The organism is uncultured Parasphingopyxis sp. (genome assembly GCF_937129435.1).
In the GTDB taxonomy this organism is placed as follows: Bacteria; Pseudomonadota; Alphaproteobacteria; order Sphingomonadales; family Sphingomonadaceae; genus Parasphingopyxis.
Map to the genome: position 1 here is coordinate 22992 of NZ_CAKZNF010000074.1, position 14776 is coordinate 37767.

11 protein-coding genes are annotated in these 14776 nt (G+C 64.1%); 3 read left to right on the forward strand and 8 right to left on the reverse strand.

Annotated elements, in window-relative coordinates; all coding sequences use genetic code 11:
* Positions 1-27 precede the first annotated feature (27 nt).
* The 4 genes from Q0139_RS11815 to Q0139_RS11830 form a co-directional block, all read right to left on the reverse strand.
* Positions 28-1044 carry an SPFH domain-containing protein gene (locus tag Q0139_RS11815; RefSeq protein WP_298022048.1) on the reverse strand — a complete coding sequence of 339 codons (1017 nt, stop codon included), beginning with the start codon at positions 1042-1044 and terminating at the stop codon, positions 28-30.
* Between the two features lie 172 nt (positions 1045-1216).
* The gene (locus Q0139_RS11820; protein ID WP_298022051.1) at positions 1217-3946 is read right to left on the reverse strand and encodes a TonB-dependent receptor; all 2730 of its coding nucleotides are present in this window, start codon (positions 3944-3946) and stop codon (positions 1217-1219) included.
* A gap of 78 nt (positions 3947-4024) precedes the next feature.
* Positions 4025-5602, reverse strand: coding sequence for a hypothetical protein (locus tag Q0139_RS11825; protein WP_298022054.1), 1578 nt, complete (start codon positions 5600-5602; stop codon positions 4025-4027).
* A 185-nt stretch (positions 5603-5787) separates the two neighbouring features.
* Positions 5788-6588 carry a type II secretion system protein N gene (locus Q0139_RS11830; protein WP_298022057.1) on the reverse strand — a complete coding sequence of 267 codons (801 nt, stop codon included), beginning with the start codon at positions 6586-6588 and terminating at the stop codon, positions 5788-5790.
* A 105-nt stretch (positions 6589-6693) separates the two neighbouring features.
* On the opposite strand from Q0139_RS11830, the gene acs reads away from it, so the two are divergent.
* The 3 genes from acs to Q0139_RS11845 are packed head-to-tail and all read left to right on the forward strand — an operon-like array spanning position 6694 to position 10754.
* A complete protein-coding gene (gene acs / locus Q0139_RS11835) occupies positions 6694-8634 on the forward strand; it encodes an acetate--CoA ligase (RefSeq protein ID WP_298022060.1) in 1941 nt (646 codons plus the stop codon).
* A 13-nt stretch (positions 8635-8647) separates the two neighbouring features.
* Complete coding sequence (locus tag Q0139_RS11840; RefSeq protein WP_298022063.1) at positions 8648-9793, forward strand: FAD-binding oxidoreductase; 1146 nt, start codon at positions 8648-8650, stop codon at positions 9791-9793.
* Between the two features lie 55 nt (positions 9794-9848).
* Complete coding sequence (locus Q0139_RS11845; RefSeq protein WP_298022065.1) at positions 9849-10754, forward strand: sulfotransferase domain-containing protein; 906 nt, start codon at positions 9849-9851, stop codon at positions 10752-10754.
* Between the two features lie 3 nt (positions 10755-10757).
* Here Q0139_RS11845 and gorA read toward each other — a convergent pair whose 3' ends face one another.
* The 4 genes from gorA to arfB form a co-directional block, all read right to left on the reverse strand.
* Positions 10758-12107, reverse strand: coding sequence for a glutathione-disulfide reductase (gene gorA / locus Q0139_RS11850; protein ID WP_298022068.1), 1350 nt, complete (start codon positions 12105-12107; stop codon positions 10758-10760).
* Between the two features lie 181 nt (positions 12108-12288).
* Positions 12289-13665, reverse strand: coding sequence for an RcnB family protein (locus tag Q0139_RS11855; protein ID WP_298022070.1), 1377 nt, complete (start codon positions 13663-13665; stop codon positions 12289-12291).
* 146 nt (positions 13666-13811) lie between these two features.
* Positions 13812-14300, reverse strand: coding sequence for a GAF domain-containing protein (locus Q0139_RS11860; protein WP_298022073.1), 489 nt, complete (start codon positions 14298-14300; stop codon positions 13812-13814).
* Between the two features lie 43 nt (positions 14301-14343).
* A complete protein-coding gene (gene arfB, locus Q0139_RS11865; protein WP_298022077.1) occupies positions 14344-14751 on the reverse strand; it encodes an alternative ribosome rescue aminoacyl-tRNA hydrolase ArfB in 408 nt (135 codons plus the stop codon).
* Positions 14752-14776 lie beyond the last annotated feature (25 nt).

A 14776-nucleotide genomic window follows, 5' to 3' on the forward strand; every position in this document is an offset into this window, starting at 1 on the left:
GCGCTCTCCCCCTTGGCCGAGCGCGACCTAGACCTTGCTCAGCAGCTCGGCCTTCTTGGCCTCATATTCCTCGGCAGACAATGCTCCCATCTCATGGAGTTTGTGGAGCTTTTCGATCTGCTCGAACGGGTCGACCTCGGGCGCCGCCGGGGCCGCAGGCGCAGCGGGAGCCGCCGGGGCGGCAGCGGGTTGCTGGGCGAGCGCGCCCGCCATCGTCTGCCCGATCGCCATGCCCGCACCGGCGCCGGCGCCGAGACCGGCCATTCCGCCCTCCTGCTCCGCCGCCTTTTCGATCGCTTCGGCCGCCTGGAACTTGGCATATTGGTCCAGATCGCCAAGCACACGCATCGAGCTCCGCTTGTCGAGATGCTCCTGCACCGCTTCCGGGAGCGAGACGCTTTCGACGAAGAAGGTCGGCACTTCGAGACCATATTGCTCGAACGCCGGCCCGACAGCGTCCTTCAGCGCATCGGACAGCTTCTGCTGGTTGGCTGCGAGATCGAGGAACGGTACGCCGCCTGACCCCAGACCGGTCGCGAGCGCCGTCATGATCGCGGCGCGCAGCTGCGGCTCGATATCGGAGACCATGACCTTGCCCTGGGTGCCGACCAACGTCGCATAGAAGGGCGCGATGTCCTTCACCCGGAAGGAATAGCTGCCAAAGGCGCGGAGCCGGATCGGGCCGAGTTCGGCATCGCGGATGGTGACCGGCTGCGCCGTGCCCCATTTCAGATTGATCTGCTCCTTCTGCGAGAAGAAATAGACGTCGGTCTTGAACGGCGATTTGAACGCCTTGTCCCAATTCCGGAGGTTGGTCAGGACGGGCATGTTCGACGTGTCGAGCGTGTGCAGCCCGGGGCCGTACATGTCAGCGAGCACTCCTTCGTCGACGACCACGGCCGCCTGAGTTTCGCGGACCGTCAGCTGGGCGCCGTTCTGAATCTCGTTATCGGCGAATTCGAGCTTCTCGGCGAGTTCGCCGGACTCTTCCTCCCATTCGATGACGTCGATAAATTGCTTCGAGATGAAATCGCGTAGGCCCATGGATGAATCTCCTTCCCGCGTCCCGGCATGATGATAGCGCAGCCGTCCGGTCCCGCCAACTGCCTAGCTGATATAGGTAGGCAACACAGTCGATTCCAGATGCGCCGCATCAAAAAGAAGGCCCGCCGCGCCAAATGGCGAAGCGGGCCCAGGTGCGGGATCGCACAGTGCGTCAGAAAGTCGTGCTGAGGCCGAAGGAAAAGCTGCGTCCACGCTGATAGCCGAGCGCCTGGATCGACGATCCGTCGGGCGCGCGATAGGCCTCGTTGAAATCCTCGTTCAGGATATTGCGGATTTCGAGGTTCGCCTCGAACTCCTGGCCGAAAAGATAGACGCCCTGCCGCGCGATGAAATCGAGCTGCCAGCGGCCATCCTCGGTGATATCCGGCGCGTCGCCGATCGGCGAACGGTTGGTGATCCGGTCCGAGAAATAGCTGAGCAGGATCGTCTGCTGCGACAGCCGGTCCTCGTCTTCCAGGCTGATCTGGACGTTGAAGACGTGGTCCGATTGCCCGGTGAGGGCAACGCCGTCCTGGAAATAGTCCGAAGCCGGCGCTTCGCCCAGGAACGGTACGATGACGGTATCGCCCTGCCCCACCCGCACTTCGGAGTCGGTATAGGTATAGTTGAACTGCGTGCGCAGCCGCCGCGAGGAGAAGAACCCGCCCCAATCGTAAAGCGGGAAAATCTTCACGACATCGGCCTCGATGCCGTAGAGCGTCGCGGCCGGGGCGTTGAGGAACGTCACATTGACGTCATTGTCGCCGCTGGTCGCCAGCTGTTCGATCGGCCGCTCGATATCCTTGTAGAAGACCGCGAAGTTCACATACTGGTCGCGGTCGTAATACCATTCGAAACGCGCCTCGACATTGGTCAGTTCGGAATCGACGAGGTTCGGGTTGCCGAAGAAGGTCCGGTCATTATCGGGATCGGTATAGGGCGGCGGAGCGAGCTCGCGGAACTGCGGCCGGCCGATGGTACGCGACGCACCGATGCGCAACTGCATATCTTCGGCGAAGTTCCACGTCAGCGTGCCCGCCGGGAGCCAATAGTCGTTCGCAAGCGGCGGCGCGAAGAAGATCGGGTTGAGTATGTTGCCGAAGAACGGGATCGGCGTCACGCTCTGCGTCGCATCCTCGTAGCGGACACCGGCCGCGATATTGAAACCGTCGAACAGCTCGACCTCGACCTGGCCGTAGCCGGCATTGACTTCTAGTTCGGCCGTATAGGCGTCACCACCCTGTGCATCGGTCGTTTCCTCGACGAAGATGTCGTAGAAACCGACGATCGCGTCGGAGAACAGATAGTCCGGCCGAAGCTGCTGCACCGGGAAGGGCAAGCCGCCCTGGCGCTGGGTGCGGAAACGGAACGCCCGGCGCTCGAAATCGCGCTGGTTGAGGAAGTAGTAGTAGCCGGTGCTCAGCACGATACGCCGCGATGTCGGCAACGTGTAGCTGAGATCGATCTGTGCGCCATAGACATCGTCGTTCAGGTCGCTGAAGCTCAGCGAGTCGCCCTGGCCGTTGGTCCGCGTATCGTGGATGAAGTCGTTGGCGACCGGGTCGAACGCATATTGAATCTCGCGTTCATAGGGCGCTTCACGCTGGGCGTTCGCATAGTTGCCGCGAATGTCGACATTGAAATCGCCGAACTCGAACTCGCCGACGAGCTGCGTGCTCATCAGCTGGCGCTCGAACCATTCGGTGTTCTGATTGTTCTGGATCGTACCCGTGGCGCGCACCGGAGAAACCGACTGGCTGATCCGCGCTTCCTTCGCGGTGTCGCGAATATAGAGGTTGGTCCAGCGAATCTGGTGCTCGCCGAACTCGGCGCCGACGCCGATCAGGCCGTTGACGACGATCCGTTGCTGCGTCGACAGAAAGCGATAGTCGAAAACGTTGGGCGTGATCGTCTGGTCGCCATTGGTCAGTTCGCCGAATTGGCGCGTGCCGCCGCGCGTGTCCCAATCGGAACTGTATCCCGCCGTCGCGACGAAGCCGAGGCGGAAATCCGTGCCGAGATCGACATAGGTGCCGCCCGTAAGGCTTACCGACCCGTCGAACGGGATATCGCGGTTGCGCTGGACAAGGTTGATATTGGCGTTCTGGAAGCTTTGCGAAATCGTTCCGATATCGGCGATATAACCGGGATCGGTCGGATCGCTGTATTCGGGCTGGTCGAAGCGGATGCGAACGCCGCTGTCGAGCGCCGCCTGCACGACGTTCGGGATGTCGCGCGTACCGTCGTCGAAGCCGGTCCAGTCGCTGTCGGACCCGTAATAGGTGTAGCCGGTCTGTAGCGTCGTCTCGGAATTGCCGCCAAAGCTGCCGCCGATCGACAGGAAGGGCTCGTCGGGAACCGCGCGCGTTGTCAGGTTGATGACGCCGCCGCCGAATTCGCCGGTATAGTTTACCGAATATGTCTTCTGGACGAGCGAGCTGGCAAGGATCGAGGTGGGAAAGAGATCGAGAGGTACCGTGCGCTTGAGCGGTTCGGGCGACGGTAGCGGCGAACCGTTTAGCAATGCCAGCGAATAGCGATCGCCGAGCCCGCGGACATAGACGAAGCGCCCATCGACCAGGCTGAGACCCGAGACGCGGGACAGCGCGCCGGCGACATCGCCCTCGCCCGTTCGAGCAATATCCTCGCTCGAAAGGACCGAAAGCACCTCGGGGGAGGCACGAACCGGCTCCGGCGTGTAGCGGCCGATCACGACGATCGGCGCATTGCTGCCGCCCGGTGTCGAGATGTCGACCTCGTCCTGCGTGTCTTCGGCCGCGTCCTCCTCCTGAAGCGTCTCGGCGGAGGGATCGGAATCACCGGTGTCCTGAGCGTAGGCCGCCGGCGCCACGAGAGCGCTTGAAACCAGCAACAGGCTCGCAAGCGACATATATTTGGTCATGAAATGTCTCTCGATCGAAAATCAAAAGAAATGCCGGGCGGCGGACCCACATACCGCCGCCCGGCCGGGAGCATGGTCTTAACCGTAGAACGGCGTGACGAGGCAGGAGAGCAGCGAGTCGCCGGTATCCTGATCGTCCGAACCGAACAGGCCGCAGGTCCAGCCCTCCGTCCACGGCGTCGCGCCCTGTGCGACCGCGCCGATATAGGTCACGGTCTGGATCGAGGGGTCGGTGAACGCGGTCACGGCGGTCTCGGCCGGCCCGTTCACGAAGCCGTCGGTCAGCGAATTGTTGAAGTTCGCATTGTTGTTAGCGCCCATGTTGAACAGCGTCTGGATCTGCGCGACCGTGATGTTGCCATCGTCCGTGAAGGCGGTCGTGCAGTCGAGGACAACCGACTGATAGTCGGGCCCGGCCGCAACCGTCTCGTCGTCATCGAGATCGAGGCACTGGTTCTTGCCGACGATGACGCCGTTCCAAAGATTGCCGCGAATACCCTCGCGCTGCAGCACGCCGCGATCGCCGGTGCCACCGCCACCGTAGAAGGTAAAGTTGGCAAAGGTCGGGTTGGAGCGGGGCAGATCGTCGAACTTGGAGTCCGATTCGATGTAATGGTCGCCACCGGCCGCGCGCTGGCGGACGATGATGAACTGGTTGACGCCGGTATAGCCGGAGTCGACGTCGAGGCTGTCATCGTCGGCACCCGTGATGACGAGGTGATCGCCGTCCACCGTGCCGCCGAACCATTCAATGCCGTCGTCCGAGCTGTTGTGGACCTGGATGTAGCTGAACTCGGTGCCCGAACCGACGCCGCCCATCGAGATGCCGTTGAGTTCGTTACCGGTCGAAACCTCGAAGCCGGGATAGCGGACCTGGACGTAACGCATGGTGCCGCTGTCGTCGTTCGGCTGGTCGCCGCCGTAGAATGCGCCGGTCGTACCTTCGATCGCCGTCTGGCAATCCGCAGCACCACCCGTGGCACCCGAAGCGTCGCAGTCGTTGATCGGGCCGCGGCCGAGAATGACGAGACCGCCGAACAGGCCGATCGAGTCGGCGTTGACGGTGCCTGAACCATCGGTTTCATTGTTGAAGTTGGCGCGCGCCGTGAAGACGATCGGCTGCGACGCCGTACCGATGGCGTTGAGCTGCGAACCGCGCTGGACGAGCAGGAAGTCCGCCGTACCGGCGCCGATGAAGGTCACGCCGGGATCGACGTTGAGAACGCCCTGCGTACCGCCGGCCGCCATGCCGTCTCCGCCGACATCGACACCGACTTCGACGCGGCCGCCGAGCGAGTAGACGACGCCATCGAGGCGCTCGATGTTGACCGTGCCGGTAATGACGCCGGCGATCTGGCAGATGCGGAAATCGACCGAACCGTCGTCATCGCCGTCGATCGTGCCGGCGTTGGTCGTGCCCATCGGGCAGTCGGCTGCCGGGGTGATGTTCTCGAAACGCGCGCCGGTCGGCGTCGGCGTGGGAGTGGGCGTAGGGGTCGGGGTCGGAGTCGGAGTGGGAGTCGGCGTCGGGGCCGGAGGAGCCGGCGGCGTGACGACGATGATATTGCCTTCACCCGGCGATGCGACATCGTCGGCACCGCAGGCAGCAAGAGGAATGGCGGCGCTCATCAAGAGCAGAAGACGCGTGCGAGACATTTAATATACCCCTTTGTGGACCGGAATTCAGATCGGAACCGGCACGCGAATCCCTGAATGCGCCCCGTGTTCTGCGGCGCAGGTAGATGCGGGGAATGATGCTTTGATGACTCGTAAATGATGGTTGGATGACAGCGAATGCAACCTGGCTGTCACAAACGCTGCAGCGCAGCAGCAACCGGTCGTTAGCGCGGCTCGGCCATCACCGTCTGCCGCCGGCCGTCGCGAATTATTTCTATTGGCACCGGTTCGTCGCCGGCCAGCTCGCGGGGAATCCGCTCGACATCGTCGGGGCTTTCCAGTTCGGTGCCGCCGACTCGCAGGACACGGTCGCCCGGCTGCAGGCCCAGCGCGGCAAAGGCGGACGGCACGCGGCCGCGCGTGATCGTAAAGCCGGCGCCATCCTGCGCCGCCTGCATCCCGGCCTGATACTGTACGGCCTCCCGGCTCAGCGCGTCGGCGGTGCTCGGCCGGTTCGGCTGGCGTCCGCCCGGCGTCGCGCCCGATGCAACGGGCGAACGGGGAACGGCATCGAGAAAGGCGATGCGGACCTCCGTCCCGCGTTCATCGACAATGATGTGATCGGCGCCGATCGATACAAGACGCAAGCCCGGCTCGATATCGCGACCGACGCGCACGAGCCGCTGCGCGCCGCCAACCGAGACGATCGCCGATCCGTCCGTCGCCCCGCCCATCACGCCGTGGAGCACAACCTGCGACGACGAAGCGCCCGGTGCGGCGGCGGGAGAAGTGGTCACGGTTTGCGGTGCAGGCTGGGGCGGTGCAGGCGGCGGGGCGACGGCGGGTGCCGGTGCCCCTGCTTCGGACGCGGCCGTCTCGTCCCCGCCCATCGACCACAGAATCACCAGCAGCAACAGCGCCGCGACTCCGGCGAGGATCGCCAAACGCTTCGGCGATGTCGGCGCATCGGGATCGTAGGAGAGCCAGCCGCTCTTCGTTTCCCTCAAGGCGGGATCGGGAGTCATCGCATCGCGCTATAACGCCAAAATGACCGCGATGTGACGAAAACGCTCTTGCCATGGTGCGATGCGAAGCCACACTAAGGGACAGAGACGCAGCAGGAGCGCGGAATGAGCGAGCAGGATATCTACCCCGTCCCCGACGCATGGGCCAAGCGCGCCTATGCCGATGCGGCGGATTACGAACAGCTCTACGGCCGCTCGCTCGCCGATCCAGGGACCTTCTGGCTCGAACAGGCAAAGCGGCTCGACTGGATCAAGCGTCCCGAGATCGCCGGCGACTGGAGCTTCGATGCGTCGGACTTCCACATCAACTGGTTCACCGACGGCAAGATCAACGTGTCGGCCAACTGCCTCGACCGGCATCTGGCCGAGCGCGGCGACACCACGGCGATCATCTGGGAGCCCGACGATCCGGCGGAAGAGGCCAAGACCTTCACCTATCGCGAGCTCCATGCCGAAGTCTGCCGTTTTGCGAACGTCCTGAAGGCACAGGGCGTCCAGCGCGGCGACCGGATCACCATCTACCTGCCGATGATCCCCGAGGCGGCCTTCGCGCTGCTCGCCTGCGCGCGGATCGGCGCGGTGCATTCGGTCGTCTTCGGCGGCTTCTCACCCGAAGCGCTTGCCGGCCGGATCAACGATTGCGAGAGCACATGCGTCATCACCGCCGATGAGGGCCGGCGCGGCGGCAAGCCGGTGCCGCTCAAGGCCAATGTCGACAAAGCGTTCGGCCACGCACCGGGCATCAAGACCGTCATCACCGTGAAGGCGACGGGCGGCGATGTGGCGATGACCGAAGGCCGCGACGTCTGGTATCACGAAGCGGCGGCAGGCGTGGACGCCAACTGCCCGCCCGAACCCATGGGCGCGGAAGACCCGCTCTTCATCCTCTACACCTCGGGTTCGACGGGGAAGCCCAAGGGTGTGCTGCACACAAGCGGCGGCTATCTGCTCTGGGCGTCGCTAACACACCATTATGTCTTCGATTACAAGCGGGGCGAGATTTACTGGTGCGCCGCCGATATCGGTTGGGTCACGGGACACAGCTATATCGTCTACGGTCCGCTCGCGAACGGCGCGACGACGGTGATGTACGAGGGCGTCCCCAACTGGCCGACGCCGAGCCGGATATGGGAGGTGTGCGACCGGCACCAGGTCAACACCCTCTTCACCGCCCCCACCGCGATCCGCGCGCTGATGCGCGAGGGCGACGAGCATGTGACCCGCACATCGCGCGAGAGCCTGCGCCTTCTCGGCACGGTCGGCGAGCCGATCAACCCGGAAGCGTGGCGCTGGTATTACGAAGTCGGCGGCGACAGCCGCTGCCCGATCGTCGACACCTGGTGGCAGACCGAAACCGGCGCGGCGATGATCACGCCGCTTCCCGGCGCGACGGCCCTCAAGCCCGGTTCGGCAACCAAACCGTTCTTCGGCGTCGAACCGCAGATCGTCGATGCCGAGGGGCAGGTCCAGCACGGCGCCACCGAGGGCAATCTGTGCATCACCCGCAGCTGGCCCGGCCAGATGCGGACCGTCTATGGCGATCACAAGCGTTTCTTCGACACCTATTTCACAACCTATCCCGGCAAATATTTCACCGGCGACGGCTGCCGCCGCGACGAGGACGGCTATTACTGGATCACCGGCCGCGTCGACGACGTCATCAACGTGTCGGGTCACCGGATGGGCACCGCCGAGGTCGAAAGCGCGCTTGTGCTCCATGAACAGGTGTCCGAAGCAGCCGTCGTCGGTATGCCGCACGAGGTGAAGGGACAGGGCATCTACGCCTATGTGACGCTCAAGGCCGACGCGGAGCCCAGCGAAGATCTGCGCAGGGAACTCGTCCAATGGGTCCGCACCGAAATCGGCCCGATCGCGACGCCCGACGCCATCCAGTTCACCCCCGCCCTGCCCAAGACCCGCTCGGGCAAGATCATGCGCCGCATCCTCCGCAAGATCGCCGAGGGCGACACGTCGAGTCTCGGCGACACGTCGACGCTCGCCGATCCCGCGGTGGTCGACGAGTTGGTGGCGAACAGGGTCGGTTAGGGAGCGGCGCGCAATGCGCCAGGTCGACACCCTCATCATTGGCGGCGGCATTGCCGGGCTTTCGGCAGCCGCCCGATTGGCGCGGCATGGCGAGACGGTGGTGCTCGAGGCTGAAAGCCAGCCCGGCTATCACGCGTCGGGGCGCAGCGTAACCTTCTGCCATTTCGGCCTGGGCGATGGTCTTGTGAAGGCGCTGACCGCTGTCAGCCGCGAGACTTTCGCCGCGCCAATATCGGAGGGTGAGACGCCGGTCGCACATCGCCACCCTGCGCTGCACATCGCGCGGGCCGATCAGGCGGCCGAGGTCGACGCGCTCGAAAAGGTCCACCGCGCCCTGTCGCCCGATTATCACCGGTTGAGCGGCAAAGAGGCGGCGAAGATCGTGCCGCTGCGAACCGGCGGCGAAGCGGCGACAGCCTTCGCGCTGCTCGATCCGAACGGTTTCAAGCTCGACCCTCACGCGATGCTCCAGCGCCATATCGCGGCGCTGCGCGAGGCGGGCGGCACGCTCGTCACCGATGCGCGCGCCACCGCGATTCGCCGCGACGGCGGGCGCTGGGTCGTCGACACGATGGACGAGAGCTATGCGACCACCCGCCTGATCAATGCCGCTGGCGCATGGGCCGACCAAGTCGCCGCCATGGCCGGCGTCGCGCCAATCGGTATCGAACCACGCCGCCGAACGGTGATCTCGTTCAACGGGCCGGGCGATACGGATGTCTCCGCCTGGCCGTTCACCAAGACGATCGGCGAGGGCTTCTATTTCCTGCCCGAAGGCACCGACCGATTGCTGGCATCACCGCAGGACGAGACCGTTTCCGAGCCGTGCGATGCCAGCCCCGAGGAGATCGACATCGCGACCATTGCCTGGCGGATCGAGGAGGCGACGACGATGACCGTCCCGCGCATCGCGCACCGCTGGGCGGGGCTTCGAAGCTTCGCGCCCGACGAGCGCCCCGTGGTCGGCTACGATCCCGACGCGCCCGGCTTTTTCTGGTTGGCCGGCCAAGGCGGGTTCGGTCTGCAAACCTCCCCCGCCCTATCGCTAGCCGCCGAAGCGCTGGCGATGGAGCTGGAATGGCCCGAAAACCTGAAACGGGGAGGTATCGGTATGCAGGACCTCGAACCGAAAAGACTCCGCGAACGACGATCTGCGTGATAAAATGTCAGCCGCGAGCGGGAGCGCATTCTCCCGCCGGGGGAATTGCCGGATCATGGAACATGCCATCGCCTGGCCCGTGAAGACGCGGGAGATGCACAGCCATCATTTCGATTCGACCGTTTGGAACGACTTAACATTCCGCGACGATGACATCGTCATTGCGACTTATGCCAAATCCGGCACGACTTGGGTCCAGCAGATCGTCTCGCAGCTCATTTTTCAAGGCGACGTGCCGGGGGCCATCGGCGATATCTCGCCTTGGGTAGATCTACGAGTGCCGCCCAAAGAGGTGAAGCTCGAGGCGCTGGAAGCGCAAACGCACCGGCGCTTCCTGAAGACGCACCTCCCCGTCGATGCCCTGCGCTTTAGTCGAGACGCCAAATATATCTATATCGGACGCGACGGACGCGACGTCGTCTGGAGCTTCTTCAACCATTTCCGCAACGGCAACGACGAACTCTACGCCGCGCTCAACGACACGCCCGGCCTCGTCGGCCCGCCGATGCCGCGGCTGCCCGACGATGTCCACGCCGTTTATCGCGAATGGTTCGACCAAGACGGATCGCCCTTGTGGTCGTTCTGGGAAAATATTCGCAGCTGGTGGGAAATCCGCAATCTTCCCAATGTCATGCTGCTGCACTTCGCCGACCTGAAGTCGGATATGGAACGCGAGATGCGGACGATCGCGAACTTCCTGGAAATCACGATCCCCGAGCAACTGTGGCCAACGCTCGTCGAACATTGCGGTTTCGCGCATATGAAGGCGAATGCAGACCAATCCGCGCCTCTCGGCGGCACATTATGGAATGGAGGCGGCGCGACCTTCATCAACAAGGGCACCAACGGCCGCTGGCGCGACACACTGACAGCGGAGGAATGTGCAGCCTATGAGGCACGGGCCGTGGCCGAACTCGGGGAGGACTGCGCACGCTGGCTACGTGACGGCAGCATCGCCTGACCGTTATTTCAGCAACACCAGCTCTTCCGCCATCGTCGGGTGAAGCGCGACGACGTTGTCGAAATCGGCCTTGGTCAGCCCCGCCTTCACCGCGACCGCCGCCGCCTGAAGGATCTCCGGCGCGTCGGGCCCGATCATGTGCAGGCCGACGATCTTGCCGGTCTCGGCATCGGTGATCATCTTGTAGAGCGCGCGCTCGTTGCGTTCGGCCAGCACGTTCTTCATCGCGCGGAAATCCGATGTGTAGACCTTGATCGATCCCAGCGTGTTGCGCGCCTCGCCTTCGGTCATGCCGACGCCGGCCATGGGGGGGTGGCTGAACACGGCCGAGGGGATGCAGTCATAGTCGACCGTGGTCGGCTTGTCGTTGAACACGGTGTCGGCAAAGGCCTGCCCCTCGCGGATTGCGACCGGCGTCAGCTGCACCCGGTTGGTCACGTCGCCGACGGCATAGATACTGTCGCAGCTGGTCTTCGAATATTCGTCGACCGTGATCGCACCCTTGTCGTCCAGTTCGACATTTGCGCTGTCCAGGCCGAGATTTTCCGTATTCGGAACCCGGCCGGTCGCGAACAGGACGAGATCGACATCCATGTCCGAATGGCCCGGCATCGTGACGTGGAGGCTGCCGTCCTCGTTCTTCTCGATCTTTTCGATTTCGCAATGAAAACGGAAATCGATGCCCTTGGTCATGGAGAGCTGCAGCAACCGGTCGCGGATCGACTGGTCGTATTGGCGCAGGATGACGTCGGAGCGGTTCACCAGCGTCACTTCGCAGGCGAATTCGTGGAGGATACCGGCGAACTCGTTGGCGATATAGCCGCCGCCCGCGATCAGAGCGCGCTTCGGCATCTCGTCCAGATGGAACATCTCGTTCGAGCTGACGGCATGTTCGATGCCGGGGATATCGGGCATATGCGGCCGCGCGCCGACGGCGACGAGGATGTATTTCGCCGTCTTCGTCTCGCCCGACGCCAGCTTCACCTCGTGCGGACCGGCAACGGTTGCGCGTTCGAGGATGATCTCGACATCATGGCTTTCGAGCGTGTTCGTATAGGCGCCGTTGAGCCGTTCGACCTCTGCGAGCACATTGTCTCGCAGAGTGGGCCAGTCGAACGCGCAGTCCTCGGGCACCTGCCAGCCGAAACGGGTCGCGTCCTTCAGGTCCTCGGCGAAATGCGCCCCATAGACGAGCAGCTTTTTCGGCACGCAGCCGCGGATGACGCAGGTCCCGCCGACCTGATGATCCTCGGCGATCGCGACCTTTGCGCCATGCGCGGCGGACACACGCGCCGCGCGCACGCCGCCCGATCCTGCGCCAATCACGAAAAGGTCATAGTCATAATCTGCCATTGTCGGCCCCTGCTGGTGTTCCGGTCGCGTTCGATCTGGGGAGCGTGGCGGTTACACGCAATGCAATTCTCCCGATCAGTGTGAACGGTTGCGGCCCAACGCAAAAAAAGGGCGGCGGGATCGAACCCGCCGCCCTTGTGCGAGGCGCTTCCCCCCAGACGCGCCTCCTTATGATGTCCGCCTATCTACAGACGCACTGGCACTGGACCTGACACGTCCGCTGCGGCGGTGCCGCACGGCGCGGCGTCGACCGCCGGGCCGGACGCGCACGGCGGCGCGGCGCGACATATTCGACTTCCTCTTCGATGAAGGTGGTCGTCGTGGTCGTCGTCGCCGGGGCAGAGTGCAGCACGATATTCGTGGTCGCCGACTGGGCCGGCGTATTCGAATAGGAAATCGCGCTCGACGAACTGCCGCTGACATTGATGCTGGTCGTCACCGGCGGCTGATATTGAGGCTGCGGCGGATAATAGGCCGGAGCCGGCTGTTCGTAATAGCCGCCGCCATGGCCATAGGCCGGGCCGTCCTGCCCATAGGTTTCGTAATATTCCATCCGCGGCGCGTAATCGCCATTGCCGACATATTCGGGGATCGGCCCGCTGTGATGATCGGGTCCGCGATATTGGCTCTCGCCATAATAGCGGTTGTCATAGGTCGCACCCGGGCGGTCGTAATCATAATAGCGGGTGTGACGATAGACGCCGTACTCGTCGCGATCGTCATAGCGATCGTAACGATCCCGGCGATCGCCCGCCGCCGCGCCCAGCGCACCGCCTGCGATCGCGCCGATCCCGGCTCCGATGATCGTGCCTTCGGTGCGGTTGCCGCGGCCTGCGATCCGGTTCCCTGCAATCCCGCCGATCACGCCGCCGATAATGGCACCGGCAGCCGCGTCGCCGCGATTGTCACGCCGGTCGTCATAATAGCCGCCGCCATAACCCCCGCCATGGCCGCCGCCATAGTAGGAGCCGCCGCCCCCGCCATAGGCATAGCCGCCGTCATAAGGGACGCCGTAGCGCGTGTCGGCAATATAGCCGCGTCCGTCGACCATATAGGCGTCGTCATAATAGCGGACCCAGCGATAGCCGGAACGCGGCTGGGCCAGGCCGTAGCTCGGATAGTTCACCACATAATATTGCGGTGCGAGGAAATAGCTCGGCAGGAAGCCGCCGACGAAGAAGCGCGTGCCGCTGCTAAATCCGCCGCCGTGACCGCCGCGCCAGCCATAGCGGTTGCCACCGCGATAGACGACCGTGCGGCTGCCGCCGCCATGGTTACCCCAATTGCCGCCCCAGTTTCCGCCACCGCGCCACACATGCGTGCCGCCACGATTGCCGCCGGACCAGCTGCCGCCGCTCCAGCGATGGCCGCCACCGAAATTGCCGCGCCAGTTGCCGCCCGTCGTGCCACGCCAGCTTCCGCCGCCGCGATGGCCGGCCGCACCGTTCATGGCGCCGGCGGTTACCGCCGTTCCGGCCGCCGCATTGCTCTGCGCCGACACCGTTGCCGGGATCAGCGCCATCGAGGCTGCCAGCCCCCACATCACGAAGCTACGCATCTCTCGCTCTTCCTCCACACACCTGTTGGGGCGCCGCACGGAAACGGCACACGTCAACACTTTGTTAACATTTCGGAAGGGCCCGCGCCACGCCGGGATCGGGCGATTCCTGTCCCGATTTGGCGCAAATTCGTGGAGAAAGATGGTTAACGCGCGGCCAGACGCGGTGCCAGCAGCGAAACCAGCGCTTCGCAGCCCTTTTGATCGGCCGAGTCGAAACGCGCTTTGGCCGGGCTGTCGATATCGAGAACGCCGATCAATTCGCCGTCCACGACGATGGGAACGACGATCTCCGACCGCGAAGCCGCATCGCACGCGATATGACCGGGAAAGGCGTGAACATCCTCGACCAGCTGCGTCTCGCGCGTTCGGGCGGCCGTGCCACAAACCCCTTGCCCCAATGGTATCCGGATGCAGGCCGCCTTGCCCTGAAACGGCCCGAGGACGAGTTCGCCGTCGACGAGCCTATAGAATCCGGCCCAGTTGATTTCGGGCAGATACTCCCACAGCAGCGCCGCCGCATTGGCCATATTGGCGATGGCGTCGGGCTCGTCGGCGGTCAGCCCGTCGAGCGCCGAGAGCAGATCGCGATACAGAGCGGGCTTGTCGGAGGTCTCGATGGTGAAGCTATGCATCGCGGTGATATAGGCGGCGCGGCGCCGATCGTCACCGGCCCGATCAATCGAGACGCGGTTTTCCCCGCGCCTTCTTCACCGCACTGCGCTGCTTCTTCGCATCGACCCGCTTCGCCTTGGCGGCGCGGCTCGGTTTGGTCTTGACGCGATATTTCGGCCGCTGCCGCGCCTTGGCGAGCAAGGCTTCGAACCGGCCCATCGCCTCGCGCCGGTTGGCTTCCTGCGTACGATGCGACCGCGCCGTCAGCAGGATCGCGTCGTCATTGGTGAGCCTTGCACCCGCGAGGCGCCGCAACCGGGACAACACGGGCGGCGGAAGATCGAGCCGGGCAAGGTCGACACGAAGCTGGACGGCCGTCGCCACCTTGTTTGCGTTCTGGCCGCCGGGCCCGGTGCCTGCCAGATGAGTCTCCTCGAACGCGTCGTCCGGCAAGGCATGGTCTGGCGGCATCCCTCGATTATGGTGGCAATGACGG

Bases quoted from the DNA above. Each gene is read 5' to 3' on its own strand.
- Q0139_RS11815 (WP_298022048.1), bottom strand. From the start codon at position 1,044: ATGGGCCTACGCGATTTCATCTCGAAGCAATTTATCGACGTCATCGAA.
- Q0139_RS11820 (WP_298022051.1), bottom strand. From the start codon at position 3,946: ATGACCAAATATATGTCGCTTGCGAGCCTGTTGCTGGTTTCAAGCGCT.
- Q0139_RS11825 (WP_298022054.1), bottom strand. From the start codon at position 5,602: ATGTCTCGCACGCGTCTTCTGCTCTTGATGAGCGCCGCCATTCCTCTT.
- Q0139_RS11830 (WP_298022057.1), bottom strand. From the start codon at position 6,588: ATGACTCCCGATCCCGCCTTGAGGGAAACGAAGAGCGGCTGGCTCTCC.
- acs (WP_298022060.1), top strand. From the start codon at position 6,694: ATGAGCGAGCAGGATATCTACCCCGTCCCCGACGCATGGGCCAAGCGC.
- Q0139_RS11840 (WP_298022063.1), top strand. From the start codon at position 8,648: ATGCGCCAGGTCGACACCCTCATCATTGGCGGCGGCATTGCCGGGCTT.
- Q0139_RS11845 (WP_298022065.1), top strand. From the start codon at position 9,849: ATGGAACATGCCATCGCCTGGCCCGTGAAGACGCGGGAGATGCACAGC.
- gorA (WP_298022068.1), bottom strand. From the start codon at position 12,107: ATGGCAGATTATGACTATGACCTTTTCGTGATTGGCGCAGGATCGGGC.
- Q0139_RS11855 (WP_298022070.1), bottom strand. From the start codon at position 13,665: ATGCGTAGCTTCGTGATGTGGGGGCTGGCAGCCTCGATGGCGCTGATC.
- Q0139_RS11860 (WP_298022073.1), bottom strand. From the start codon at position 14,300: ATGCATAGCTTCACCATCGAGACCTCCGACAAGCCCGCTCTGTATCGC.
- arfB (WP_298022077.1), bottom strand. From the start codon at position 14,751: ATGCCGCCAGACCATGCCTTGCCGGACGACGCGTTCGAGGAGACTCAT.